The following is a 22921-nucleotide window of genomic DNA, read 5'->3' on the forward strand; positions in this document are numbered from 1 at the left end:
CGGCCCCTCATGGGCGTGATATGACGGATCTGGGTGATTTCAGCGAGTTCGATACCGACGCGGACGCCGATTCGACGGCCGACTCGAGCGCGTCGACGTCGACGTCGGCGACCGACTCAAGCGGATTCGAACCCGCGAACGTCGAACCGCGGGGCGAGGACGTCGGCATCGGAACGATCTGTGTCTCCCAGGGACTTCGCATCGCCGAGGACGAGGACGATACCTCGTTGCGGGCCTACGTCACCAGCGGCAACCGCTCGTCAGTCCGAATCGGCAGCTACCTGGTCGCGCCCTACCCCGACGGCGAGACGCTGTTCTGTCGGATCACCGGTCTCGAGTACGCCCAGCAGTACCACGCCGACGACGCGACGGAGATCCACGCCCGCCGCGCGATGCGCCAGGACGACGTCGACGAGGCCGACTACAAGTTCGTCGCCTCGCTCGAGCCCGTCGCGGTGTTGTACGACGACGACGGCGAACTCAAACGGCGGATGACCGACCGCGTCCCCAAACCCCAGACGGTCGTCCGGCAGGCCAACGACACGACCGAAATCAAGACGGGACTGAAGATGCCCGAGGACGGCGTCTTCCTCGGGCACCTCTCGGTCGGCGGCGAGAAGGTACGGACCGCCGCGACGCCGCCGACGATCGACTACCGGCTCAAGGACGACTACAGCGCGGGCGATCCACTGGTCTTCCGACACACCCTGGTCGCGGGCGGGACGGGCTCGGGGAAGACCCACGCCGCGAAGAACGTCCTCCGGCAGTATCTCGCCGACGAGCGCCAGTATCCGATGGAAGACGGCCGCACCGTCGGCCCGGCCGTCGTCCAGTTCGACCCCCAGGACGAGTACGCCCAGATGCACGACGACAACCCCGATCTGGACGGCGAGTTCGCCCGTCGGCTCGAGCGCGAGGGGGTCGCCCACGGCGGCGTCGCGGACACCACGGCGTTCGTGCCGAAGGTCGGCGACGCCAGCTACTCCGCGGGCCACCACCGCGCAGAGTGCGTCGAGTTCACGATCCCCTTCTCGATGTGTCGAAGTCGGCCGTGGCTCGTCTCGGGTGGGTCGCTCAACGACAACCAGTACGGCGCCCTCACCTACCTCCTCGATCGGTTCTTCACGGAGGCCGGAGCCGACGGCTCCTACGCGGGGTTCAAGTCGTTCCTCGACGACCCCGCCCTGCGCGAGGAACTCGACGAGTCCGGCCGAGTCCACGAGGCGACCTACGACGCCGTTCGCCGCCGGGTGTTCGGCTTCGAGGACGTCTTCGATCAGGACGCCCGCCCGATCACGGAGCTGATCCACCAGTTCGTCCGTCCCGGTGGTCTCACCGTCGTTCCGACCTACCACGTCTCGAACACCCGCGCGACGGAGGCCGTCGTTCTCGCGCTGTCCTCGCTGCTGATCGACGAGAAGCTCTCGAACGACCCGACCTACGACCGAATCAAGGAGACCCCTCTCGTCCTCGGGATGGACGAGGCCCACAACTTCCTGACCGACGCCGACAGCGTCCAGGCACGGAAGGTCATCACGAAGTTCACCGAGGCCGCAAAGCAGGGCCGCAAGGAACGACTCGGCCTCTTTTTGATCACTCAGGACCCTCAGGACATCGACGACGCCGTCTTCAAGCAGATCAACACCACCGTCGTGCTCAACCTCGGCGACGAGGACGCGATCAAGAGCGTCAACATCCCCTCCAATCTCGAGTCGAAAGTGCCCTACATGGAGAAGGGCCAGATGGTCGTCTACTCGCCGGACAACTCGGAACCCGTCGAGCTGATCGGTCTGCCGAAGTGCGTCACTCGACACGGCCGGGACTGATCGCCTCGGTTGCGGACGCGCCGAAACGAGGACGATCTCGCGTCAGGCGAGCACTCGATCCGCGTCGATCCGCTCGCCGTAGGGCGCGTAGATCGAGACGAGTTCCTCGTACGTTCGCGGGTCGCTGGCGTCGAACCGGTCGGCGACCGCGGCGAAGCGTTCGAGCGGCGGTTCGTGCGTCTCGCCCCACCAGACTGGGTGTGTCAACACCTGCAGTCGGTCGGCACTCGCGTTGGCGACGATCGACTCGAGGGGGTCGCCCTCGCGCCACCGGCCGCTCGAGTCAGAGACGTACGCCGACAGCAGCTCCGGGTTGTAGGCGTTTACCATTCCGTCGATCGTCCGGGGACCCTCGAGCACCCGTTCGGACGGGCGGTGAAAGGAGACGGAGTCGACCGGGTCGATTCCCAGCTCCTCCAGGCACCGTTTTGCGCCGTCGATCCGTCGGCGCTCGCTCGGCGTCAGTCCGTCATCGCCGACGGGTTCGTCGGGCCCGACGCCGGAGAGATCGCAGTGCAGCGCGATCTCGTGGCCGAACTCGTGGATGAGGTGGAGCAGGTCCCGCTCCTCCTCGAGGTCGTACAGCGGGGTATCGGGAAGCACCATATACGTCGATCGGACCCCGAGTTCGTACTCGAGTTCGGCCATCTCGACCGCTCGCTCGAGGCAGACGTCGACGTCGTGGCGGACGAACGCGACCCGGTCGTCCGGCGAGCGGTCGGACCGGTACTCCGAGAGCGTCCGGAGCTCGAAGGTCGTCCGCAGCGTCTCCAGAAGCCTCCGGTAGTAGTCGTAGCTGAAGTCCTCCGCCCACCCCTCGAGGTCGGTGCTACGCATCGTCGCTCACCGTTAGCAGCTCCCGCGTCCCCGCGGCTCCGAGGTTCATGAGCGGGTCGACGACCGAGAGGCTCGGCAGGAACTCGCCGAACCGTTGCTCGTACTGCGGCGGATCGAACGACTGGTACTCGAGGGCGACATCGGCCGCCTCGAACCGCGCGTGATCGTTGTAGGATCGGGCACCCTCCCCCGAGTAGTACCGATCGGCGCCGAGTTCCTCGCAGATCCGGACGACCCGCTCGCTCCCGGTGGCGTCGACCTCGAGGGTCGACGCGCGGACGAACTCGCAGTCGAGCCCGAGTCGATCCGCGAGTCGCCGGACGAGGTGGACGTTCAGCTCGCACAGCGACTCCCACGAGCGCGCGTAGGTCGCCGCGAAGAAGGCCCCGAACTCCTCGTAGTGGGTCGCGCCGCCGTAGCTCGCCTGCAGGCTCTTGCGATGGGTCTCACGCCACTGATCGTCGGCGATCTCGATGTCCGCGATCGGCCCGCTTGAACCCCGGACCGGGACGGTGAGCCACGTCCAGCCGTGTGGCGTCTTGATCTTGTTCCGGTTGATCCAGGAGTCCGAGGAGTACTCGGCGTCGTCGAGGAACACGAAGACGTCGCTGCTGCGGATCTTCTCGAAGTAGCCGAGCCAGGGCAGGTAGTTCGGCTGATGGATCGCAACGGTACGCCCTCCCTCGTCGGTAGCCGACCCCGTAGCACCCGACTCGGACGCGGCCGACGATCGATCGAACGATTCGCTCACGACACACCACCCCACCGTTCCCTCCTCGGGACGGCCCCGTCCGCTCGACGGGCGTCGAGTCCGACCGGGCGACGGTCCCGAAGCGTCTTCAGTTTCATTGATACTCCAGGCGATCGGAACAGTCCCGGAACTATTGTTAAGCGCTCGAGGAAGACTCGCTTCTCCGGAGATGTGACAGCGTAATGTGGGTCGAGAGGGTCCGTACAGTCGAACGCCCCTACGAGAGCCGAGTCGGCCAAACGACGACGATACAGACGGCGATTACTCGAGCGTAGTCGGTGGTTTCTCCCGCACCGAACTCGAGTCGGTCAGGAGTCGGCGAGCAGACGATCGAAGAACTCGCCAACACTCCGTGCGATCTCCTCGCGCGTTCCGAGGAAGAAGTGATCGGCCGGCAGCGCCACCGTTTCGTTACCGCGCTCGCGGGCCCGCTCGACGACGGGCTCCCAGTCGACGGTGGTGTCGCGCTCGCCGTAGAGGATCAGAGTCGGCGTCTCGAGGGTCGACAGTGCGGCGACCGCGTCGAGATCGGTTTCACTCCCGTCGTCGCCCGTCCCCAGCGACGCGGTCGGTGCGAGCGCGGCGACGCCGAGGAGCGGTCGATCGACGTCCGCGGCCGCCAACAGCGCCTGGGATGCGCCGAAGCTGTAGCCGAAGACCCCGACCCGGTCGTATCGGTCGTCGGCCCACCGGATCGCGTTGCGGACGTCCTCGCGCTCGCCGTGGCCGTCGTCCCACGGACCGTAGTCGAACCGCAGACAGGCGATCCCCGCCTCGCGGAGCGTCTCGCTTACGGCGACCAGCCGCTGGTCCGTACGCGAGCCGCCGTGCTGTGGGTGTGGCGGGCAGGCGACGACAACGGCCTCCGGGTCGCCGTCGGGCTCCTCGAGCCGGCCTCGGACGTCGCGGCCGCCGGGAACGAGTACGTCGGTCATACTCCCGGGTTGCGTGCGAGCCGTATAGTAGCTACTGCAGTCGACTCTCCCGTCGGCCGACGCCGAGGGTTCGGCGGCCCGCAGTCCTCGAGAAATCGTCGGCGAGAACCCCTACACAGCGCCGATCTCGGCACGACTGTCGCTGATGTGATGTTTTTAAGGGCGGGGAGCCATACGTAGGCGTATGGGCATCCTCTCTCGGACCTCCTACGTCATCCGCTCGAAGATCAACTCGGTGCTCAACCGGGCCGAGGACCCGACCGAGACGCTCGACTACTCCTACGAGCAGATGCGCGATCAGCTCCAGCAGGTCAAACGCGGGATCGCGGATCTCACGACGCAGAAAAAACGCCTCGAGATGCAGAAAAAGCGACTCGAGGAGAACGTCGAGAAACACAACGATCAGGCCCGGACGGCCGTCCAGCAGGACCGGGAGGATCTGGCCCGGCGCGCCCTGGAGAAGAAGAAGACGAAGATGAACCAGATCGAGGATCTGGAGCGCCAGATCTCGAAGCTCCAGAGCCAGCAGGACAGCCTGATCGACCAGAAGGACGAACTCCAGAACCGCATCGAGGAGTTCCGCACGAAAAAGGAGACGATGAAGGCCCGCCACCAGGCCGCCAAGGCCAGCTCCTCGGTCTCGGAGGCGATGACGGCGACCGGCGAGGAGTTCGAGGACGTCGGCCGCGCCATCGAACGCGCCGAGGAACAGACCGAGGATATGGAGGCTCGCGCCGCCGCACTCGACGAGCTCCAGGAGTCGGGCGCGTTCGAGGACGTGCTCTCCGACAAGGATTCGATCGACCGCGAGCTCGAGGAGCTCTCGACCGACAGCGGCGTCGAGGCCGAACTCGAGACGCTCAGATCGGAGGTCGGTGGCGGCTCCGAAGCGGACGCCGACTCCGAGCCCGACCCCGAGTCGGTCGACGAGGAGGAGCTCGAGGATCTCGAGGCCGACGTCGACGACACCGAAATCGACGCCGAGCTCGAGGAGCTCCAGGAAGAGGAGAACGCCTGATCGACGGGTTTCGAGCGGAGTACCGGGAAAGAGAGCCGTGTTTTCACGACCGTAGAGCGAGGGCAACTGCTACCATCCGGGAGGCCCTACGGCCGCGTATGGTGGCACCAGAAGCGATCGACTCGCTCTCGCTGACCGAACAGTTGGTACTGCTCGCCGTCGCCGACGCCCATCGAAACGACGACACTCCCGCACAGACCCACGAGGTCCGTCGGAGCTGCCGGACGCGCCTCGACGACCTCGAGTCCGATGTCGTCGGCACGGTCACCGAAGCCGACGTCATGCGATCGCTGTACCGCCTCGAGGACAAGGGGATCGTCGAGGAGGTCGGGGCCGGGAAACGGTCGCCAACGGGGAAGGGACGACCGAGCTACGCGCTCTCCGACTCGGCCGAGACGGTCTACGAGGACGTTTCCGATCGGCTGCTCTGAGTGCGCGTTTCGATGCGGGATCGCCTCTCAGCTACGAGGGCGTCCCCAACACCGCGATATCGTACTCGGCGATGTCCTCGGGTGACTCGAGCAGGATAACCTCGAACTCCCACTCCGAGCCGTCGTCGAGGTCGACGGTACTGTCGAGGTAGTGGCCGAGCCGCGCTCCGGCGTCGTCGTAGACCCGGACCCGAACCTCGACGATCTCGAGGCGGTTGTCCCGATTGTTCTCGACGGTTCCCTGCACGGTTGGTCCCCGGTAGTCGTCCTCGAGGACGAACTCGTGGTCCGCGATGACGAGGTTGTCCCGCGGCGCGACGTCCTCGTCGATCTCCTCGTCTGCGAACTGTTCGGCGATCGCCTGCTCCTCGTCGGTTCGTTCCTCGCCGTCGACGTCGACCGTCCCGCTCTGGTACTCCGGATCGGTGCTCCCCAATCCAACGCCGTCGACGAGGTCGACGCCGCCGACGTCGACGTCCTCGATCTCGTCGACGGCATCGGCACAGCCGGCGAGAGACAGCGTGACCCCGGTTCCAAGCGACGCCAGCACGGTGCGTCGACTCGGTCGGTCCCGTTCGGTCATCGCGATGTCCTCCGGCGACGAACGCGCTCTCTACAGTTGCGACGGCTGCTCATGACAGAACGGAGAACGCGACCGCATTTCAACGTGAGCCTTGCTCGGCCCGTCCTCGAGGCGTTCTCGAGGCGATTCCGACGGGGGATCACTCCGCCCGAGCGTCTCGGGGAACGAACCCGTAGCGGTGGGCCAGCGGCGAGATGACCTTGTCGTGGAAGTACCAGAGGATGGCGACGGCTACCACGATGATGACGCCGTCCTCGAGGCCGCCCATCAGCCCCAGCGCGACGATCAGCGTCGTTGCACACGCCGCTGCGTGGTTGGTCTTGGTCACTAACATCGCGGTCGTCGTCAGCATCATCGCGACCGTCCCGCTGGCCCAGAGGTAGACCACTTCGATGCTGAACGCAGGATCTGGACGGGCGAACACCACGTACGCGCTGACCTCGTTGCCGAACAGCGCGTAGGCGACCATCCCGCCGACGACCGCGATCGCGTGGCCGCCGATGACGTGGTACGGTCCCTCCGCACGGGGTTGTTCGCCGGTCGCGATCAGGTACGCCGACGGGCCGAGACTCGGGAACAGGAACGGACGACCCGACGCCAGCGCGATCACGCCGAGGACGGTGAAGTGCAGGAAAACGTTGACCGTCGCGCTGTACTCGTCCTTGAGATCTAACACGTAATCCGGATCGTCAGGATCGAAACTGAGCCCCAGCAACGTAGTCGGGGCAACGCAGCGTACCACTAAAAGGGCTCACTCTGCAGTCCCTTTCGCCAGATGCCACAGCGCAGGGGTCGGTCGGACGGTCGAACGAAACACGGGTCCTCTCTCGCGATACCGCGCGTTTTATCGCTTCGAGTGCAAAGATGGAACAATGAGCGGACTGCAGTCGAGTCGTCGTCGGCTGGTGGCGGTCGCCGGCGCGCTCCTCGGGACCGGGCTCGCCGGTTGCGTCGACGACGAGCTCGGGAAGGACGACCCCCTGATAGGTGATCCGGAAGCTCACCTAGAGATCGAACTGACGGACGAGGACGGCGAGCCCCGCCTCGATCCGCCGATCGCTCACGTCGTCGACGGCGGCACCGTCGAGTGGATCGCCGAGAGCGGCACTCACGAGGTGGTCGCCTATCACCCGGAAACCCACCGCGACCAGCAACGGATCACCGAGGATTCGGATCCCTGGGAGCGCGAGGTCGCCCCGTCGTCCCGGTTCGATCGCGTCTTCGACGGCGAGGGCGTCTACGATTACGCCTGCCGGACCCACGAGGACCGCGGAATGGTCGGGACCGTCCTCGTCGGTCTGCCGGCCCCCGAGGAGCAGCCGGGGCTTACCCACCCCTCCGAGACGTACCCCGACGCCGCGAGCGAGGCGCTCAAGCGCCAAAACGATCGAATTCGAGAGATTCTGGCGGAGGCTCACGAGTAGTCGTTCGCTCGGCGGTCCGTGCCAAAAACGGCCGAGAAGGACCTACGCCGGGGTACCGATGGCGGCGACCTCGTAGTCGTCGATGTCAGCCAGCGGTTCGAGGATGATGACCGTAAACGCCCAGCTGGCTCCGGGATCGAGGTCGCCCCCGACGTCGAGGTATCGGCCGACCTGTTCGCCCTCGTCGTTGTACACCCGCACGCGGATCTCGATCAGCTGGATACGGTCGTCGCCGGTGTTCTCGACGGTTCCCTGGACGGTCGCACCCCGGTAGTCGTCCTCCATGACGAACTCGTGGGAGTCGAGCGAGAGCGGCTCGAGCGTCGTCACGCCCTCGTTGGGTTCGACCTCGGCGAGCGATTCGGCGGCCGTCATCTCCTCTGCCGAGCGATCCTCGCCGTCGATCTCGCCGACCTCGCCGGATTCGTAGTCCGGCGCGTCGCTCCCGGTAATGTCGCCGCATCCCGCTAGGAGGGCCGCCGTGCCCGCACCGACGGCACCGAGTACGCGACGTCGAGTCGATCGGTCCCGACTCATCGTCGGCAGCACCACGCTCGGGGATACTCGTCGTAACTGATCATGTCGAGACGGACGAGTCGAGCGCATTTCAGTCTGAACCATGATGATTCCGTCCGAGGGAGCGACCGCCGCTCGCGGAGGTGTGAGGGCGTCACACCGGGTTGTCGTATGCAACGAAGTCCCTTATTGCCGGGCGCGCTGAACCTGTAGTCATGAGTTCGTCGCAGTCCGAGGAGTCGCTCGAGTCTTACGGTGCGCAGGTCGGGGGATGGACGAATTCCTGGACGCGCGTCCGCGACTGGTTTCTCGTCGAGGGGGACCGGCTGTTCCTCGCGATCGCGATCTCCGTCGCGGTGTTTCTTACGTTTCTCGTGCTTCAAGATATCGGGATCATCAGCGTCGTCAACGACGACTCGATCACGCGAGCGGCCGGCGGCATGATCGCGGGCACGTTCTCGCTGGTGACGCTCGTCGTCTCGATCAACCAGCTCATCCTCTCGCGGGAGTTCACCGCCGCCGGCGAATCGAAGAACCAGCTCGAGGGCGTGATGTCGTTTCGCGAGGACGTCGCCGAGATAGCGTCGGTGCCGGCGAGCCCAGCCGCCCCTACGCGGCTCATCCGGCTACTGGTCAATGCCATGCACGATCGCGCCGCCGATCTCGAGGACGCCGTCGCAGACCTCGAGGACGACGACGTCAAGAACCAGGTGACGCAGTACGCGGCCGACGTCAAAGAGAGCACCGAACTGATGGACGAGACGCTCGAAAAAACGTCGTTCGGGACGTTCAACACCGTCTCCGCGGCGATCAGCTACGACGAGTCCTGGCACCTCTACGTCGCCAGACACCTCTGTGACCGCCACCGCGACGAGCTTCCCGAGGAGGCCCACGACGCCATAGACGAGCTCGTCGAGTCGTTGATGCTGTTCGACATCGCCCGCGAGCACTTCAAGACGACCTACCTGCAGCGCGAGCTCACGCGGTTCTCGCAGCTGACGATCTACTGCGGCGTCCCCTCGATCTTCTCGGCGATGCTGCTCGGATTCATCTACGCGGACTTCGCCGGCCCGTCGATCAGCCTCGTCTACCTTCCGTACGTCGTCGCCGGGCTCATCGCCATCGTCGTCCTGCCGCTCGCACTCCTCACGACGTTCATTCTCCGGACGGCGACGATAACCCGCCGGACGGCGTCGACGGGACCGATGGTCCCCCAGAAGGATCCCTCCGAGGGACCGTTCGAGGTGACGTACGGCGAGAGCTCCGAACCCGGCTCGTCGACGTCGCAGTCGGAGTGAGACGACACCTGCTCGCTGCCGGCCGCACGCATTTTTGACCGATACCCGTACCACCGTTCGAAGCGATGAGCGACGACAGTTCACAGCCCGCCGACACGATGGTCGAACGGAGTTCGAACTCGAGGTGGAAGCTGTGGCTACTGTTGAACGGAAACCGGTGGCTCGTTACCGCCTTGTTGGCCGCGTTCGCGTTCGTCGGGCTGCTCGTGATCAGTCAGGTGAGCCCGATCTCCCTGCGGGCGCTCATGGGCGGAAAGGAGCCCATCCACTTCCTCTTTCAGGCGCTCGTTACCTCGCTGATCACCGGCGTCACGCTCGTCCTGACGATCAACCAGCTCGTCCTCTCCCAGGAACTCGGCGCCGTCGACGACCAGCGGGGACGCCTCGAGGGGTCGCTCGAGTTCCACGAGGACGTCGAGGACGTGATCGACGCCCCGATCAGCCCGCCCGACCCGGCGTCGTTCCTGCAGGCGATCATCGACGCCTCCCAGGACCGGGCGATCGAGTTCCGCGACGCCGTCGACGACAGTCGCGACGAGGAGTTCGAGGAGCGGGTCGATGACTTCGTCGACAACGTCACGAGCCACGCGGAGACCGTCCACGACGAGCTGAACGACGCCCAGTTCGGCACCTACGAGGTCATCAAGTCGGCGCTCGACTACAACTACTCCTGGAAGATCTTTCGTGCTCGGCGGCTACGAAACGTCCACGCCGACTCGTTTACCGACGAGGCTCGGGAGGCACACGATCAGCTGCTCGAGTCGCTGAAGCTGTTCGGGCTCGCCCGCGAGCACTTCAAGACGCTGTACTTCCAGTGGGAGCTGATCAACCTCTCGCGGGCGATCATGTACGTCTCGGTGCCCGCACTGGTCGTGGCGATGTCGATGATCGCCTTCTTCGACGCCGACGCAGTGGCGGGGACCGTGCTGGGGATCGACGCCGTCGTCTGGCTCGTCACGGCGGCGGCGACGGTCTCGATCGTCCCCTTTCTCCTGCTGGTCGCGTTCGTGTTGCGGCTGGGGACGATGGCCAAGCGGACGCTGGCGATCGGCCCGTTCATCCTTCGGGAGTCGAACCGCAACGAGGAGATCGACTGGGACTGAGACGGCTCGTCGGTCGCCAGTCTCGGTACATCCGCGACACGCGTGGCAGTGTAGCGGAGACCGACCCGTCCGCCGATCCGAACGCGGAAGGTCGTTCGGCACCTCTCCGAGCGCGTGATCGTCGTCATCTGCGGGCCACCCGGCGCGGGCAAGACGACCGTCGCGACCCGCGTCGCCGATCTCCTCGAGGCTCGCGGCGAGTCGGTTCGACTGCTACATTCCGACGACTTCTCGAGGCGGACCTACGAGCGCCTCTTCGAGCGGGTCACCGACGGACCCGACGACGTCACCTGGCTGGTCGACGGCACCTTCTACCGCCGTGGGTGGCAAGCACAGTTCCGAACTCTCGGCGACGTTCGGTTCGTCCTCGTGACCGCGAGCCTCGAGACCTGCCTCGAGCGAAACCGTCGGCGCGAGGACGCGATCGATGAGCAGGGCGTCCACGTCGTCTACCGGGAGTTCGACGACCCCGAGGCCGATCTCGAACTCGATACCGACGAGCTGTCGGCCGCGGCGGCGACCGAACGGGTGCTCGAGGCGCTCGATCGGTGGCGATCGACGTAGCGAGCGGGACGGCTACAGTCCGAGCCGATCGCCCAGTGAGAACGACTCGGGGAGCCGATCCGGAACCTCCTCGTCGGGAAGTACGTCCCAGCCGAGTTCGTCCTCGCCTGGCTCCGAGTCGGTCTCGAACCCCGGGTCGTCGGCCGGCTCGCGCTCGCGGTACTCCGGCGGCGGTCCACCGTGGGCGTAGACGCCTTCGGGGTGATCGACGGTCCAGACGTGCATCATGCAGGGCGTCCGGCAGGGAGGCGCCAGCTCGCCCTCACGGTAGGACCCCTCGTAGACCGTCCGGTAGTACCACCAGGCGAGCCGTCCCGGCGCTCCGGCGTGGTAGTGCCACGGCGAGCAGCGGTCCGGATCGCCGTCGGGGTGGTGATCGTGGTCGTCGTGCGGATGATGATCGTCGTCGTTCGGGTAGTCGCCATCACCGTGTGGACGATCGTCGTGCGGGTAGTCGTCACCACCGTCCGGATGATGATCGTGGTCGCCGTGCCCGTTCGCGTCGGAGTCGTCGTCCTGGTCCCCGTAGTCGTCGTCCTCGGGCGGACCGTCCCAACCGTCGTCGTCGACCTCGTACACCGCCGGCGGCGGAGAGATCGGCTCGCCGTCGCGGGTCGCGATGAACATCACGCCGATCGAGCGCCAGGAGTCGTTGTCGACCAGCACCGACTCCGGCCGCTCCGGGTCGAGGACGGCGTCGTCGCCGATGTACTCCGGATGCAGCCAGTGGGACCAGCCGTCGTCGTCCCCGTCGAGCGTGTCGAAATAGGGTTTGAACCCCGCCTCGAGCAGGGCGCCAGCGTCGGGGTACCGCGACTCGAGCGTCTCCGAGACTGCCTCTCGAAGCTCGAGCGTGACCGGGTGGTCGTCCGCACAGCCCTCCGTGCTCGCGCCCGCACAGTGGCCCATGCTCGGTCGGAGCGTCGCGTCGGGACACCGTCCGGAGAGCAGTCCGCGTTCGCTCTCTCCGTCGGCCTGTACGGTGCCGACCGTCGAGAGCGCGACCGTTCCGGCGCTGGCCCCCAGCAGTGCTCGCCGCGTGAGTCTCGCGTCGCCGTCGCTGTCACTCATGGCAATACGTCGCACGGGTCACGTCCTGTTAAGCGATTTTGGCGGTCGTGACGACTGTCATCGGGTCGAACCGCTCGAGGGGTGTCGGCATGGGGTCGATTCCGCCGACGCCCCGACCGATCGCGGACCCCGGGACACTTCACGCAAGGCGAGCGTAGCCGTCCGTACGCGATGGTTCCCGTTCCGTTCGAGATCCTCCTCGCGTTGCTCCTCGTCGCCCTGCTGTCGGGAGTCGGCTGCACGACCGTCGGCGCGGGCGGGATCTTCGTGACGATCGCGCTCTACCTGCTGACGCCGCTGTCCTCGGCGGAGGTCGCGGGAACCGCCCACGTCCTGTTCGTCCTCGTCGGCGCCATCGGCGTCGTCGGTTACGCGCGTTCGGGCGAGCTGGTCGGACGGGAAGGACGGGCGCTGGCGACGGTTCTCGCAGGCTCGAGCGTGCTGGGTGCGCTGGCCGGGTCCCTCCTGAACGCGTTCGTCTCACGGCGACTGTTCGGGATCCTGCTAGGGCTCCTCATCGTCTGTACCGGGATCTTACTGGCGTACCGTCGGCTCCGAGGGCTGTCGTCGCTGGCCGCCGTCGACCCGGAATCGAGGGGCGGACGGCTCGTCTTCGCGGGGGTCGGACTCGCGCTGGGGACCGTCGCCAGTCTGGTCGGCGTCGGCGGCCCCGTCATCGCGGTGCCGGCACTGGTCTTGCTGGGCGTTCCGATGCTGGTGGCGCTGGGGGTCGCACAGCTCCAGGCGATCTTCATCTCCGGCTTCGCCGTCGGGGGCTACTACCTGCAGGATGCCGTCTCGGTCGCGCTCGCGGGACTGCTCGCGGTGCCGATCGTCGTCGGCGCCGTCGGCGGCTGGCTGCTCGCCCACCGGGTCGATCCGGGCCGACTCGAGCTGATTCTGGGGATCGTCCTCGTTCCGACCGGGATCTATCTCGTGCTCTGACGCTACTCGAGGACGGCACCGGTTCCCGCTCGCTCGAGCCCCGCCAGATCGATCTCGCCACCTGGAATCGCCACCCCCGAGTACGGGTCCTCCTCGAGCAGCAGGGAGCCGTCCAGATCGGCGTAATCGAGCAGCGGCGCGAGGTGACAGGCCGCCGCGATGGAGGCGTTGGACTCGGTCATACAGCCACACATCACCTCGAGGCCGTGGGCGCGGGCGGTGTGGATCAGCCGCTTCGCCTCACGGAGGCCACCACACTTCATCAGCTTCAGGTTCGCGATGTCACAGCGGTCGGCGATCTTCGGAACGTCCTCGACGGTAATACAGGACTCGTCGGCCGCGATCGGCAGCGTGGATCGCTCGTAGACGAACTGCAGCCCCTCCGGATCCTCGGCGGCGACTGGCTGTTCGACGAACTCGAGGTCGAACTCGGCGAGGCGGTCGATCTTCGACACCGCCTCGCGGGGCGTCCAGGCCTCGTTGGCGTCGACGAACAGGTCGACGTCGGGCGCGACCGAGCGGATCGTCCGGACGATCTCGACGTCGCGGTCGGTGCCGAGCTTGACTTTCAGCCGTCCATGGCCGCGCTCGAGGGCCGTCTCAGTCTTCTCGCGCATCGTCTCGGGATCGTCGAGCCCGATCGTATAGGAGGTCTCGAGCGTGTCCTCGGGATCGAGCCCCCAGTATCGGTAGAGCGGTACCTCCAGGCGCTTGGCTGCGAGGTCGTGGAGAGCAATGCTGACGGCACAGCGGGCCGCCGGATTTCGGTTGACGGTCTCGCGCATGCGGCGCTCGATCCGCTCGAGGGCGTGGGGATCCCCGACGTCCTCGACGACCGCCAGCAGGTCGGGCAGGACCGCGGCGACGGTGTCGGGCGTCTCCCCGTAGTGGGGTGAGGGACCCGCGCCGCCGACGCCGACGGTGCCCTCCTCGTCCTCGATCCGAACGGTGACGACCTCGGCCTCGGTCGCCGTTCCCCGGGCGATGCCGAAGGGGAACTCGAGTGGAAGGCTGTGGCGCTCGAACGCGGTCTCGAGGCTCATTCGAGCAGCGCCTCCAGCAGGTCGTCCGTGCCGAATCGGATCACGTCGCTGGCGGGCGCGCCGAGCGTCTCGACGTACTCGTCGACGGCCCGTCGGGCCTCCTCGTCGTCCTCGAGGTGGCTCGTATTGAGCGCGCCGGCGGTGATCGTCGCGTCGGAAAGGGGTTCGGCGAGGTCCTCGTAGAGGTCGACGTAGCTCGGAATCGAGGGGATCTCGAAGGATTCGTAGCCGTGGATCGCCTCCTTGCCGGCCTCTTGACAGAGCACGAGCTGGTCGGCCATCGAGCCGTGGAGGATCCCGCAGGTGACCGCCGAGTAGGCGGGGTGGACGATGCTGCCCTGCCCCTCGACGAAGAGGTAGTCGTGCTCGTCGCCCTTCTCGACGATCATCTCCTCGACGGCGCCCGCGGTGAAGTCGGAGACGACGCGGTCGATCGGGTTCCCCCAGCCCTCGATCATGATCCCGGTCTGGCCCGTCGGGATCACGGCAGCGTCGTAGCCGGCCTCGCGGGCGTCGCGGGCGAGCTCCATCGAGACAGTCATCTTGCCGACCGAGCAGTCGGTGCCGACCGTCAGGATAACCTCGGCGTCGACGTCGCCGGCGACGCCGTCGGCGACCGTCAGCTCGTCGTGGGGTTTCCGGACGTCCCAGAGCTCGCAGTCGTTTTCGGCCGCGAGCGCGGCGAACTCCTCGTCCTCCTCGAGGAAGTAGTGCAGGCCCGAGATAACGTCACAGCCCCGCTCGAGGGCGGTGCGGACGTCGTCGCGCCAGCTCTCGTCGAAGCCGCCGCCGATGGGGGCGATCCCGATCAGCAGGGCGTCGACGTCGGCGTCGACGTCGTCCATCCCCGCGACGATCGGGGCGTCCTGGACGTCGGAGACGTGATCGGCGACGCGGTCGCCGGCGCTGTCGCGGTCGAGGACGGCCTCGACGTCGTAGTCGGCATAGCGGAGCACTCCCAGGGCGGTCTTGGCGCGACCGGGGAACTTCTCGTGGGCGAGAATCGCGATCTGCATACGGGGTCATCTGACGAGCGATCACTTAACGATAGATATCTCGTCGGCGGGCTGGCAGTCCGGTGACAGCACGCGGTCGGTCCGAGAGCTCAGTCGTCGGGACGGCTCGAGGAGTCGGCGTCGACCCGCGTCGGTCGGCCCTCGCCGACCTCGAGGGGAAACGTTCGATCGCCGTCGGCGTCGGAATCGCCGGGCGCGAGTTCGGCTTCGACCTTCTCGACCAGCAGGTCGACGGCCATCCGGTTTGCCCCCTCGGGGATGATGATGTCGGCGTTTTTCTTCGTCGGCGCGACGAACTGCTCGTGCATCGGCTTGACCGTCTCGAGGTACTGGTCGATGACGCCCTCGAGCCCGCGGCCCCGGTCGATGACGTCGCGCTCGATCCGCCGGAGGATGCGGACGTCGGCGTCGGTCATCACGTACACCTTCAGATCGAGCATCTCGAGGATCTGCTCGTCGAACAGCGAGAGGATCCCCTCGAGGACGATCACGTCGGAGGGTTCGACGGTGACGCGCTCGTCCTTGCGGTTGTGGACCTCGAAGTCGTACTGGGGCATCTCGACGGACTGGCCCATCAGCAACGAATCGAGCTGTTCCTGCAGGAGTTCCCACTCGAAGGCGTCGGGATGGTCGTAGTTGACCTCGGCGCGCTCCTCGTAGTCGAGATGGGAGAGATCCTCGTAGTAGTTGTCCAGCGGGATCCGCGTGACGGCCTCGCCGACCGTCTCGGCGACGGTCCGGGAGACCGTCGTCTTGCCGGCGCCCGTGCCGCCGGCGATACCGATGACGAACGACGGGATACTCATCACTCGATTCTCGGACGGCGCGCTAATGAATGCCCTGATGTTCGCCCGTTCGCAGGCTCGACGGGAGAGAGTAGTCCGTCGTTCAGAGCTCGTTTGAAACTCACGTTCAGCACAGGCGAAGCAGATACCACCACCAGCATCCGCGAGCGGAGCAGCGGTTTCCCGCCGAAGCGGGCGAAGCCCGCGGAGGCGGCTTTTTAGCGTAGATTTTTGGAGGAGCGGTGAGCGAGTCCTGCGAGCGAACCCGACGAAAAAAAGGTACGTGTGCAGTCTCCACGTAACGCGTGTTCGTCTCGAGGCAACTGTACTCGAGAGTGCTAGCCACTACGTACAGGCAAGACCGTGAATAGCCGAAATACGTCGTAAAATCACAATATTTTATAAATAATGGCAAGAACAATTCCCTGTGACAGACGTGTTTCAATCTCCGTTTCGGAGAGCCGTTCTCGGACTGTTCCTTGGGTTAGCTGTGGGGTTCGTAATCGGGATTGGCGGATTCGGGCAGTCCTGGCAGGAGGCGATTTTCTCCGCCGTTGGAAACGGAATCGCTCTCGCGTTCGTGTTTTACGTCGTTTTTCCGCTAACTGTACCGACCGATAGCTGACAGGACGTTCGCGCCGCTACGTACAGTTCGGACAACAGAGGCTGCACGACAAAGCCGTCGTCTCAACGGCCGTCAAATCACCGTCAGTGTCGTCGTCCAGAACGACCGGTAGGCGTCCTCGAGCGCCGGCTTCGGATCTCCGGTCGCGTCGACGGCAGCGGTCGCGGCGGGCTCGAGGGCGGCCTCCTCAACGAGCGTATCGACGACGCCGCGCTGGCCGACGACGTAGAGGCGGTCGGCGTCGCGCTCCGCGAGCGCCTCCCGGCAGCGCTCGAGGTGGTCATCGATCTGGTCGTCGCGAATGCGTTCGAAGCGGGCCTGCGAGAAGCCGCCCTTCGAGTGGTTGCCCTTGACGTCGCTCTCGAAGCCGCGGTAGTCGACGCGCTCGTCGTCCTCGTAGGTGCCGAGCGCGAACAGATCCGCGCGCACGAGCGCGAGCGCGTGACGGCCGGTCGGCAGGAACCACTCCCGCTCGAGGTCGAACCGGTCGGTCCAGGTCGGCTCGAAATCGGGCCGGACCGGCGAGTCCAGCGCGACCGAGACGAGGCCCGCGTCGTCGACACAGCACAGACAGGGCGCGGCGTCCTCGAGCAGCGCGACGCGTTCGCCCAGGACGTCCGAGAGATCATCGCGGACGGAGCCGGGGATCTCTTCTTCGAGACTCGCGGTGAGCGCGCCCTCCGGAGCCGTTCGGAGCGAGCGTAGTCGCTCGAGGACGTCCTCGAGGCGGGCGCCCCGGAGGTCGACGCGTCGGCGAACGGTCGGCCCGCCGTCGTCGGCCTCGATCCGTTCGAGTTCGCCCTCGAGCTGGGCGATGCGGTCCTCGAGACGGTTCTGTTGCTCCTCGGCTTCCTGGCGAGCCGTCGCCGCGTCGGCCCGGCGCTCCGATTCGGCCTCGTAGCGCTCTCGCAGCCGCTCGTTTTCCTCCTCGAGTTCGTCGATGCGCGCCTTCAGGGGGGCGCGGCCGAGCAACTCGTCGAGCATCTGACCGAACACGCGAAGCGGGGGTACTTTTAGGTTCCGGCGCCGGGGTAGTCGTCGGTGTCGGGGCCGGACGGCTCCCAGCCGGCGAAGTTCAACAGCTGTTCGGCCCGCTCGCGGCGCGCGAGTAACACCTCGCGCAGCGAGGGCGGGCTCCGAACGTCGGTGTCCTCGAGCATCGACTGCGGGAGGGCGAGAGTGTTCGTCGGGACGGCCGAATCGCCGTGGACCGGGAAGTGGTGGGACTCGAGTTTCATCACCAGCGGGGCGTCGAGCCGTTCGACGCCCTCGCCGGTCGTGTACACTTCCTCGTTGAGCCGCTCGTGCTGTTCGTCGTGTATGAGGGCGTGTTGCCGGTCGGTCGGAGTCACGTAGAGCCGACCGAGATAGTAGCTTCCGGAGAACACTTCGAACATGTCACTAGATACCATGGACCGAGGCGGTATAACTTTTCTGCGGGCTGCACCGTGCACGTAGTGCAATCGTCAATCGATCGTTTCGGGCGGTCGGGCGGTCCGTCGCGCGACCACAACAGTTCATAACCCCGACGATAAACGCGGCGAAAGCGGCGTCTGACGGCGGTAACTCCCGACTGCCGGCGGATGAACGGTTTGAACGGTCCGGTCGAAACCGGGCCGTTTCGAACCGTCGACGACGACTCGCCCGCTACGTACGACCGCTGCAACGTGGCGGCTAAAGCCAGTGTAAACCCTCCGGGTCTTCCGAACGGCCGGACCGAGGGTGTAAACGGTCCCGAACGAAGGCCCGACTTTTTAGTCCGGTCGACGGTCGATCGGAGTAATGAACTCCACCCGGTCGGCCGCCCTCCTCGCTGCGGTCCTCCTCGTCGGGCTGACGGTCGCCCCCGTCGCCAGCGGGGCCTTCGCGAGCGTCGGCGCCGACGATCGGTCGGACGAACAGGACGATCGACACGACTCGGAGGTCGAACGTGGCGTCACCACGTTCATGCAGTCGAGTGCGACCGATACCTCGAGCACGGTCGAATCCGAGATGTTCGAAGCGAAGTACGAAGCCGCCGACGACGACGCCAGGGAACGACTCGTCGACGAGCGAGCGGACGGCTTAGCCGCACAACTCGAGAGTCTCGAGCACGAGCGCGACGAACTCCGCGAGCACGGCGACGAGCTCTCGACCCCGCAGTACCAGGCCCGGATGACCCGACTGACCGTCGAGATCGTAGCCCTAGAGCGGGCGGTCGAGCAGACCAAGCCGTTCGCCGACGACAAGGAGGTCGGCGTCGACCGCCTCGAGACCCTCGAGGAGAACGTCGCCGACCTCGGCGGCGAACAGATCGCGGCCGTCGCGACGGAGCTGCTGGGCTTCGAGGGCTACCTCGATGGCGAGGAGCCCGAGGAGAACGGCGGTAACGACGCCGCTGGCGAGTAATTGCGAGCGGCGGACGAAGCGCCCCTCGTGAGAAGACACGCTTTTCAGCGACGGCACCTAACCCACCGTACGAATGGACTCCGCCGCCCTGTTGGACCTCCTCGGGAACGAAAACCGGAGACGGATCCTCCGGCTGCTCGCGCGGAAACCCTGCTACGTGACCGAGATCTCGGAGTACCTCGGCGTGAGTCCCAAGGCGGTGATCGAACACCTGCGCAAGCTCGAGGAGGCTGGGCTGATCGAGAGCCGGATCGACGACCAGCGCCGGAAGTACTTCCACATCGCCCGGAACCTTCGCCTCGAGGTGAGCCTCTCACCGTACGGCTACGTGAGCAAGAGCGCCTACCCGGCAAACAGCAGCTTCGACATCGCGACCTGTCGCCACCTCGAGATCGACGTCTCCTGGGACGACACCGACGACTTAGAGGAGCTACTGGCGACCTTAGAGCAGCTCGAACAGCTCGAAAACGAGCTGTCGCTAGCCCAGCGGTGGGTCCAGCGCCACGTCTGTGACGTGCTCGATCACATCTCCGAGACGGTCGGCACCGGGCCCGAGAGCCGGATCTACGCCGACGTCCTCGCGAGCATTCGTTCCGAACCCAAGTCGGTCTCCGAGCTGGGCGAGGACGTCGACGCGCCCCGCGAGGTCGTCGCCGAGATCCTCGAGCAGATGGCCGACGAGGGGATGGTCCGACGGACGAGACGGGGCTGGGAGCTCGTCTCCGATCCTGAACCATCGTAACTGACCGGGGTTCGGTCGCACGGCCGCTTTGCTCGGAAAACTCCGTAACGTGACTCGAGGCCTCTTCGAGGATGCCTGTCCCTCCATCAGAACACGACGCGTGCTTCAGCTGGGGGCTGGCGCGGATGACCGTCTTCTCTGTGGTGAAGCGCAGCCAGAACGCGCTCGAGGGCGGCTCGGTCGCGCTCGGCAGTGAGTCGGACAGAAACCACGAGCACGAACGACTGGTCCCGCGGTTCAGCGACGACGGAGAAGCTTGCCGACCGGGTATCGCCACAGCCGGTCGACAGTCGGGAGCCACCTCGATAGAGCCCGTCGTCGTATGGACCCCGTTTGGTGACCAGACAATCCTGATGCCGAAGTTCCTCGAGGATCCTGTCGGTCTCAGATTCGAGATCCGAAGAAAGCAGAACTCGGAGTCCTGGCGCTTCGAGCGTCTTCTGGAATCGCTCGATATCGGGTGCAGCGATCAAGCGTGGACCGAGATCGGTCCGCTGATAACGTCGGTCGGTCCACTCGGTCGGCACGTCGGTCCAGATCGTCCCCGTCTCGTCAGTGAGCGTCGTGTACGCTGTATACGGGTCGCCCGTCCGTACGTGCGCTGACGCAGGATGCTCGAGGACCGGTTCGAGCGGATACCCCTCGAGCGTTCCGGTGAGGAGGCTGCCGTCGCGGTAGACCTGAACCGGCAGTTCGTCGGCGGGGTCGTGTACGTCGATCACGGTACAGTACTCGCGAACGGTGCCGCCTTTCCCGACGTGCGTGTCCGCAATCGCCGTGAGCACGTCGCCGGACTGAATGGTTGCGTTGCCGGCTGGGCTGTTGGACTCTACGGCCAAGACGCGGATTCCGGCCGGGGAACGGTCGTCGGCGGGAACGGCGGTACCGTGGATCCCGATCGATGCCGCGGCCGTTCCGGCTCGGATTTCCTCGACAACCGTGCTCGTGACCGGCGCACCGATCGCGAATCGCTCCGTCTCGTCGATCGGAGTGAACGGATTGCTGACCGCGTAGTTGACGCCTACGGCGCGGCCGTCTACGGTGACCAGCGGACCGCCGGAGTGTCCGCCGCGAAGCTGGGCCGTATGTTCGATCTCGGAGTCGACGGCAATCCACGTATTCGCCGTCTCGGTGGTTCTCGAAATCGAGCCGGCGGTCGTCGCGTACGACTCGCCGTCCGGAAACCCGAGCGCCCACACGTCGAGTCCCGGCTCGGGCTCGTCGTCGTACCACGTAAGGGGTGTGTAGCCCTCGCCCACGATCCCGAGCACCGCCAGGTCGGCGCACTCCGAGACACCGAGCACGGTCGCGGTGGGCGATGTCTGCTCCCGGCCAACGAACAGTTCGAGCGAATCGACGCCGGTCACGACGTGACTGTTCGTTACGACGACCCCCGAAGCATCGACGACGAAACCGGACCCGGAGACCGGTATCGGTTCGTCGCCGTACTCGCCGCCCGTTCGTACCGTACTGATCCGCACGACCGCATCCCGAGCCTCGTCGACGCTCGTCACCTGTCGTCTCTCGTCCCCGCTCTCGAGTTCCGTCTCGTCGCGCTGTCGCTCGGTATCGGAACGGCCGTGTCCCGCTTCGAGACGGCCAGCAACGCTGAGTACTCCCCCGATCGTAAGCTGCTTCAACACGCCCCGTCGAGTGCTCGAGGGAACGGTGTAGCTGGTCGACAGCATCTTTTTGGATCGGTCTGTGTCGGTCATTCGTCCGATTTCGGTGGTCGGTTCGTCTCGCGAATTATCGTCTGCCGTCGAACTTCGGTTCGCGCAGTACGTGTCGATTTCAGTTCCTGAGGCGACTATCGAACCACACGAGTACGCAAATAGGTTTAGGGCTACTCGAACGAGATCACAGTAGCTGAGAGAGCCAACAGCGATACGCTCGCTCACCTATCGAACAGTTCGGGCGACTCGAGTTCGGATCGACTACAGTATCCGCCTCGTCGACTCCGCTCACTCGATCTCCTGAAACAACCCGTTCCGGAGGTCCCGACCGAAGTAGTAGCCGACGAGACAGGCGACCAGTCCGGCGGTCACGCCGACCGCTAGCACCGCCCGTCCCGAGCCGGCGACCGCGAGCACCGCGTTGCTTACTACCGCAGCGACCCCGCCGACGGCGGCGCCAGCCGCGCCCACCTCGAGGTAGCGCCGTTTCGACGTGGCGAGCCCGATCGCAAAGGCGACGGCGAGCATGCCGACGATCTGGCCGGCGATCGGGATCACCAGCTCCCCCGCAAAAAAGCCGACTCCGAGCGCGCCGACGAGTGCGAGAAACGCCTTCGGAGAGAACGCCGTCTCGAGCGAGAGGCGGGGAAGCGACGGCAGCCGCGACCGTAGCGAGGTCCGTTTCGCCGACTCCGTATCCGTCGACGCCGTGTCCGTCGACGTCCCAGCGGACGCGTCCGCGCTCGAGTCGGCGTCGGCCTCCGCGTTCGAGCCGGAGAGCAGCCGCTCCGTCTCCTCGAGGAGTTCGTCGGTCGAACGCTCCCCGCGGTCCGCCTCGACGAACTCGTCCGAACGGTCGCTCATACGCGAGTGCAGGCGTTCCGGAACTATGGCCTTTTCCCACGTTCGACGGGCGTTCTTTTTACCCTCCCCGACGTACTGGGTGGCAGTGACTACCGAGCTGATCGTCTTCGGGGTGATCTCGATCGCTCTCGGGGGAGGGTTGCTGTACGCCGGCCGCCACCTCTACCCGCGGCTCGACCTCACCCGTGAGGCGCTGAGTACCGTCCGCCTGCTGACGGCAGTCATCGCCGGCGTGCTCCTCCTGATGGGGATCGGGCTCGTTACGGTCGGCCTGTTCACCTAGACGGCTCGTCGCCGAAAGAGTGCCTTCAAGTCCGGCGCCGCGCAACGGAGAGGTATGAATCCAGGCGACCGCGTTCGCGTCGATCGCGCGGACCGCAGCTACGAGGGCGTCCTGTTGCCCTCGAGTACGGACGAGCAGCTCGTGGTGAAACTCGAGGGCGGCTACAACGTCGGGATCGACCGCGAGGACGCGGCGGT

25 protein-coding genes and 1 pseudogene are annotated in these 22921 nt (G+C 66.0%); 12 read left to right on the plus strand and 14 right to left on the minus strand.

Going from position 1 to position 22921, the window contains the following annotated elements; all coding sequences use genetic code 11:
* Positions 1–20 precede the first annotated feature (20 nt).
* Positions 21–1826: an ATP-binding protein gene (locus QA609_RS03260; protein WP_278301145.1), complete on the plus strand. Its 1806-nt coding sequence runs from the start codon at positions 21–23 to the stop codon at positions 1824–1826.
* 42 nt (positions 1827–1868) lie between these two features.
* Here QA609_RS03260 and QA609_RS03265 read toward each other — a convergent pair whose 3' ends face one another.
* The 3 genes from QA609_RS03265 to QA609_RS03275 form a co-directional block, all read right to left on the minus strand.
* On the minus strand, positions 1869–2663 hold the full coding sequence (locus QA609_RS03265; protein ID WP_278301146.1) for a hypothetical protein: 795 nt from the start codon (positions 2661–2663) through the stop codon (positions 1869–1871).
* Entirely contained in the window at positions 2656–3414 is a 759-nt protein-coding gene (locus QA609_RS03270; RefSeq protein ID WP_278301147.1) for a WbqC family protein, read from the minus strand. Before QA609_RS03270 ends, QA609_RS03265 begins: the two co-directional genes overlap by 8 nt.
* A 308-nt stretch (positions 3415–3722) precedes the next feature.
* A complete protein-coding gene (locus QA609_RS03275) occupies positions 3723–4349 on the minus strand; it encodes an alpha/beta hydrolase (RefSeq protein ID WP_278301148.1) in 627 nt (208 codons plus the stop codon).
* A 184-nt stretch (positions 4350–4533) separates the two neighbouring features.
* On the opposite strand from QA609_RS03275, the gene QA609_RS03280 reads away from it, so the two are divergent.
* Entirely contained in the window at positions 4534–5367 is an 834-nt protein-coding gene (locus tag QA609_RS03280; RefSeq protein ID WP_278301149.1) for a PspA/IM30 family protein, read from the plus strand.
* Between the two features lie 98 nt (positions 5368–5465).
* Positions 5466–5798 (plus strand): hypothetical protein, encoded by a 333-nt coding sequence (locus QA609_RS03285; protein ID WP_278301150.1) that lies wholly within the window; start codon positions 5466–5468, stop codon positions 5796–5798.
* A 31-nt stretch (positions 5799–5829) separates the two neighbouring features.
* On the opposite strand, the gene QA609_RS03290 is transcribed toward QA609_RS03285, so the two are convergent.
* Positions 5830–6381 (minus strand): FxLYD domain-containing protein, encoded by a 552-nt coding sequence (locus QA609_RS03290; protein WP_278301151.1) that lies wholly within the window; start codon positions 6379–6381, stop codon positions 5830–5832.
* A 139-nt stretch (positions 6382–6520) separates the two neighbouring features.
* The gene (locus QA609_RS03295; RefSeq protein ID WP_278301152.1) at positions 6521–7096 is read right to left on the minus strand and encodes an HPP family protein; all 576 of its coding nucleotides are present in this window, start codon (positions 7094–7096) and stop codon (positions 6521–6523) included.
* 157 nt (positions 7097–7253) lie between these two features.
* Here QA609_RS03295 and QA609_RS03300 point away from each other — a divergent pair, with 157 nt between their 5' ends.
* Entirely contained in the window at positions 7254–7805 is a 552-nt protein-coding gene (locus QA609_RS03300; RefSeq protein WP_278301153.1) for a plastocyanin/azurin family copper-binding protein, read from the plus strand.
* Between the two features lie 42 nt (positions 7806–7847).
* Here the strand turns inward: QA609_RS03300 and QA609_RS03305 are convergent, their stop codons facing one another.
* Positions 7848–8342 (minus strand): FxLYD domain-containing protein, encoded by a 495-nt coding sequence (locus tag QA609_RS03305; RefSeq protein WP_278301177.1) that lies wholly within the window; start codon positions 8340–8342, stop codon positions 7848–7850.
* Between the two features lie 194 nt (positions 8343–8536).
* On the opposite strand from QA609_RS03305, the gene QA609_RS03310 reads away from it, so the two are divergent.
* From QA609_RS03310 to QA609_RS03320, 3 genes are all read left to right on the plus strand, one after another.
* Positions 8537–9619: a hypothetical protein gene (locus QA609_RS03310; RefSeq protein ID WP_278301154.1), complete on the plus strand. Its 1083-nt coding sequence runs from the start codon at positions 8537–8539 to the stop codon at positions 9617–9619.
* 65 nt (positions 9620–9684) lie between these two features.
* Positions 9685–10722, plus strand: a complete 1038-nt coding sequence (locus QA609_RS03315; RefSeq protein WP_278301155.1) for a hypothetical protein — start codon at positions 9685–9687, stop codon at positions 10720–10722.
* 114 nt (positions 10723–10836) lie between these two features.
* Positions 10837–11286, plus strand: a complete 450-nt coding sequence (locus tag QA609_RS03320) for an AAA family ATPase (RefSeq protein WP_278301156.1) — start codon at positions 10837–10839, stop codon at positions 11284–11286.
* Between the two features lie 12 nt (positions 11287–11298).
* On the opposite strand, the gene QA609_RS03325 is transcribed toward QA609_RS03320, so the two are convergent.
* Positions 11299–12357, minus strand: a complete 1059-nt coding sequence (locus tag QA609_RS03325; protein ID WP_278301157.1) for a hypothetical protein — start codon at positions 12355–12357, stop codon at positions 11299–11301.
* 171 nt (positions 12358–12528) lie between these two features.
* On the opposite strand from QA609_RS03325, the gene QA609_RS03330 reads away from it, so the two are divergent.
* Positions 12529–13302 carry a sulfite exporter TauE/SafE family protein gene (locus tag QA609_RS03330; protein ID WP_278301158.1) on the plus strand — a complete coding sequence of 258 codons (774 nt, stop codon included), beginning with the start codon at positions 12529–12531 and terminating at the stop codon, positions 13300–13302.
* A 2-nt stretch (positions 13303–13304) separates the two neighbouring features.
* Here QA609_RS03330 and QA609_RS03335 read toward each other — a convergent pair whose 3' ends face one another.
* From QA609_RS03335 to QA609_RS03355, 5 genes are all read right to left on the minus strand, one after another.
* A complete protein-coding gene (locus tag QA609_RS03335) occupies positions 13305–14345 on the minus strand; it encodes a dipeptide epimerase (RefSeq protein ID WP_278301159.1) in 1041 nt (346 codons plus the stop codon).
* Complete coding sequence (locus QA609_RS03340) at positions 14342–15361, minus strand: DUF1611 domain-containing protein (protein ID WP_278301160.1); 1020 nt, start codon at positions 15359–15361, stop codon at positions 14342–14344. The genes QA609_RS03335 and QA609_RS03340 overlap by 4 nt, the downstream gene beginning before the upstream one ends.
* Positions 15362–15450: 89 nt before the next feature.
* On the minus strand, positions 15451–16167 hold the full coding sequence (gene udk / locus QA609_RS03345; RefSeq protein WP_278301161.1) for a uridine kinase: 717 nt from the start codon (positions 16165–16167) through the stop codon (positions 15451–15453).
* A gap of 676 nt (positions 16168–16843) precedes the next feature.
* Complete coding sequence (locus tag QA609_RS03350) at positions 16844–17755, minus strand: Vms1/Ankzf1 family peptidyl-tRNA hydrolase (protein ID WP_278301162.1); 912 nt, start codon at positions 17753–17755, stop codon at positions 16844–16846.
* A 29-nt stretch (positions 17756–17784) separates the two neighbouring features.
* Entirely contained in the window at positions 17785–18168 is a 384-nt protein-coding gene (locus QA609_RS03355; protein WP_278301163.1) for a DUF5802 family protein, read from the minus strand.
* A 385-nt stretch (positions 18169–18553) separates the two neighbouring features.
* Between QA609_RS03355 and QA609_RS03360 the strand changes: the two genes are divergently transcribed.
* Both QA609_RS03360 and QA609_RS03365 read left to right on the plus strand, forming a co-directional pair.
* Positions 18554–19159, plus strand: coding sequence for a hypothetical protein (locus QA609_RS03360; RefSeq protein WP_278301164.1), 606 nt, complete (start codon positions 18554–18556; stop codon positions 19157–19159).
* A 73-nt stretch (positions 19160–19232) separates the two neighbouring features.
* Entirely contained in the window at positions 19233–19901 is a 669-nt protein-coding gene (locus QA609_RS03365; protein ID WP_278301165.1) for a metalloregulator ArsR/SmtB family transcription factor, read from the plus strand.
* 86 nt (positions 19902–19987) lie between these two features.
* Here the strand turns inward: QA609_RS03365 and QA609_RS03370 are convergent, their stop codons facing one another.
* Positions 19988–21616 (minus strand): S1C family serine protease, encoded by a 1629-nt coding sequence (locus QA609_RS03370; protein ID WP_278301166.1) that lies wholly within the window; start codon positions 21614–21616, stop codon positions 19988–19990.
* A gap of 249 nt (positions 21617–21865) precedes the next feature.
* Positions 21866–22441 carry a DUF456 domain-containing protein gene (locus tag QA609_RS03375; RefSeq protein ID WP_278301167.1) on the minus strand — a complete coding sequence of 192 codons (576 nt, stop codon included), beginning with the start codon at positions 22439–22441 and terminating at the stop codon, positions 21866–21868.
* A gap of 85 nt (positions 22442–22526) precedes the next feature.
* Here QA609_RS03375 and QA609_RS03380 point away from each other — a divergent pair, with 85 nt between their 5' ends.
* Both QA609_RS03380 and QA609_RS03385 read left to right on the plus strand, forming a co-directional pair.
* Positions 22527–22724 carry a hypothetical protein gene (locus QA609_RS03380; RefSeq protein WP_278301168.1) on the plus strand — a complete coding sequence of 66 codons (198 nt, stop codon included), beginning with the start codon at positions 22527–22529 and terminating at the stop codon, positions 22722–22724.
* Between the two features lie 54 nt (positions 22725–22778).
* Positions 22779–22921: pseudogene (locus tag QA609_RS03385) on the plus strand (Glu-tRNA(Gln) amidotransferase GatDE subunit D); the annotation flags it as partial.

The sequence above is a fragment of the Natronococcus sp. A-GB7 genome (assembly GCF_029688865.1).
In the GTDB taxonomy this organism is placed as follows: Archaea; Halobacteriota; Halobacteria; order Halobacteriales; family Natrialbaceae; genus Natronococcus.

Coding starts and splice junctions, on each gene's coding strand:
- QA609_RS03375 (WP_278301167.1), bottom strand. CDS start 22,441: ATGAGCGACCGTTCGGACGAGTTCGTCGAGGCGGACCGCGGGGAGCGT.
- QA609_RS03265 (WP_278301146.1), bottom strand. CDS start 2,663: ATGCGTAGCACCGACCTCGAGGGGTGGGCGGAGGACTTCAGCTACGAC.
- QA609_RS03355 (WP_278301163.1), bottom strand. CDS start 18,168: ATGTTCGAAGTGTTCTCCGGAAGCTACTATCTCGGTCGGCTCTACGTG.
- QA609_RS03260 (WP_278301145.1), top strand. CDS start 21: ATGACGGATCTGGGTGATTTCAGCGAGTTCGATACCGACGCGGACGCC.
- QA609_RS03305 (WP_278301177.1), bottom strand. CDS start 8,342: ATGAGTCGGGACCGATCGACTCGACGTCGCGTACTCGGTGCCGTCGGT.
- QA609_RS03350 (WP_278301162.1), bottom strand. CDS start 17,755: ATGCTCGACGAGTTGCTCGGCCGCGCCCCCCTGAAGGCGCGCATCGAC.
- QA609_RS03280 (WP_278301149.1), top strand. CDS start 4,534: ATGGGCATCCTCTCTCGGACCTCCTACGTCATCCGCTCGAAGATCAAC.
- QA609_RS03290 (WP_278301151.1), bottom strand. CDS start 6,381: ATGACCGAACGGGACCGACCGAGTCGACGCACCGTGCTGGCGTCGCTT.
- QA609_RS03340 (WP_278301160.1), bottom strand. CDS start 15,361: ATGCAGATCGCGATTCTCGCCCACGAGAAGTTCCCCGGTCGCGCCAAG.
- QA609_RS03315 (WP_278301155.1), top strand. CDS start 9,685: ATGAGCGACGACAGTTCACAGCCCGCCGACACGATGGTCGAACGGAGT.
- QA609_RS03310 (WP_278301154.1), top strand. CDS start 8,537: ATGAGTTCGTCGCAGTCCGAGGAGTCGCTCGAGTCTTACGGTGCGCAG.
- QA609_RS03370 (WP_278301166.1), bottom strand. CDS start 21,616: ATGACCGACACAGACCGATCCAAAAAGATGCTGTCGACCAGCTACACC.
- udk (WP_278301161.1), bottom strand. CDS start 16,167: ATGAGTATCCCGTCGTTCGTCATCGGTATCGCCGGCGGCACGGGCGCC.
- QA609_RS03360 (WP_278301164.1), top strand. CDS start 18,554: ATGAACTCCACCCGGTCGGCCGCCCTCCTCGCTGCGGTCCTCCTCGTC.
- QA609_RS03275 (WP_278301148.1), bottom strand. CDS start 4,349: ATGACCGACGTACTCGTTCCCGGCGGCCGCGACGTCCGAGGCCGGCTC.
- QA609_RS03365 (WP_278301165.1), top strand. CDS start 19,233: ATGGACTCCGCCGCCCTGTTGGACCTCCTCGGGAACGAAAACCGGAGA.
- QA609_RS03325 (WP_278301157.1), bottom strand. CDS start 12,357: ATGAGTGACAGCGACGGCGACGCGAGACTCACGCGGCGAGCACTGCTG.
- QA609_RS03300 (WP_278301153.1), top strand. CDS start 7,254: ATGAGCGGACTGCAGTCGAGTCGTCGTCGGCTGGTGGCGGTCGCCGGC.
- QA609_RS03330 (WP_278301158.1), top strand. CDS start 12,529: ATGGTTCCCGTTCCGTTCGAGATCCTCCTCGCGTTGCTCCTCGTCGCC.
- QA609_RS03285 (WP_278301150.1), top strand. CDS start 5,466: ATGGTGGCACCAGAAGCGATCGACTCGCTCTCGCTGACCGAACAGTTG.
- QA609_RS03335 (WP_278301159.1), bottom strand. CDS start 14,345: ATGAGCCTCGAGACCGCGTTCGAGCGCCACAGCCTTCCACTCGAGTTC.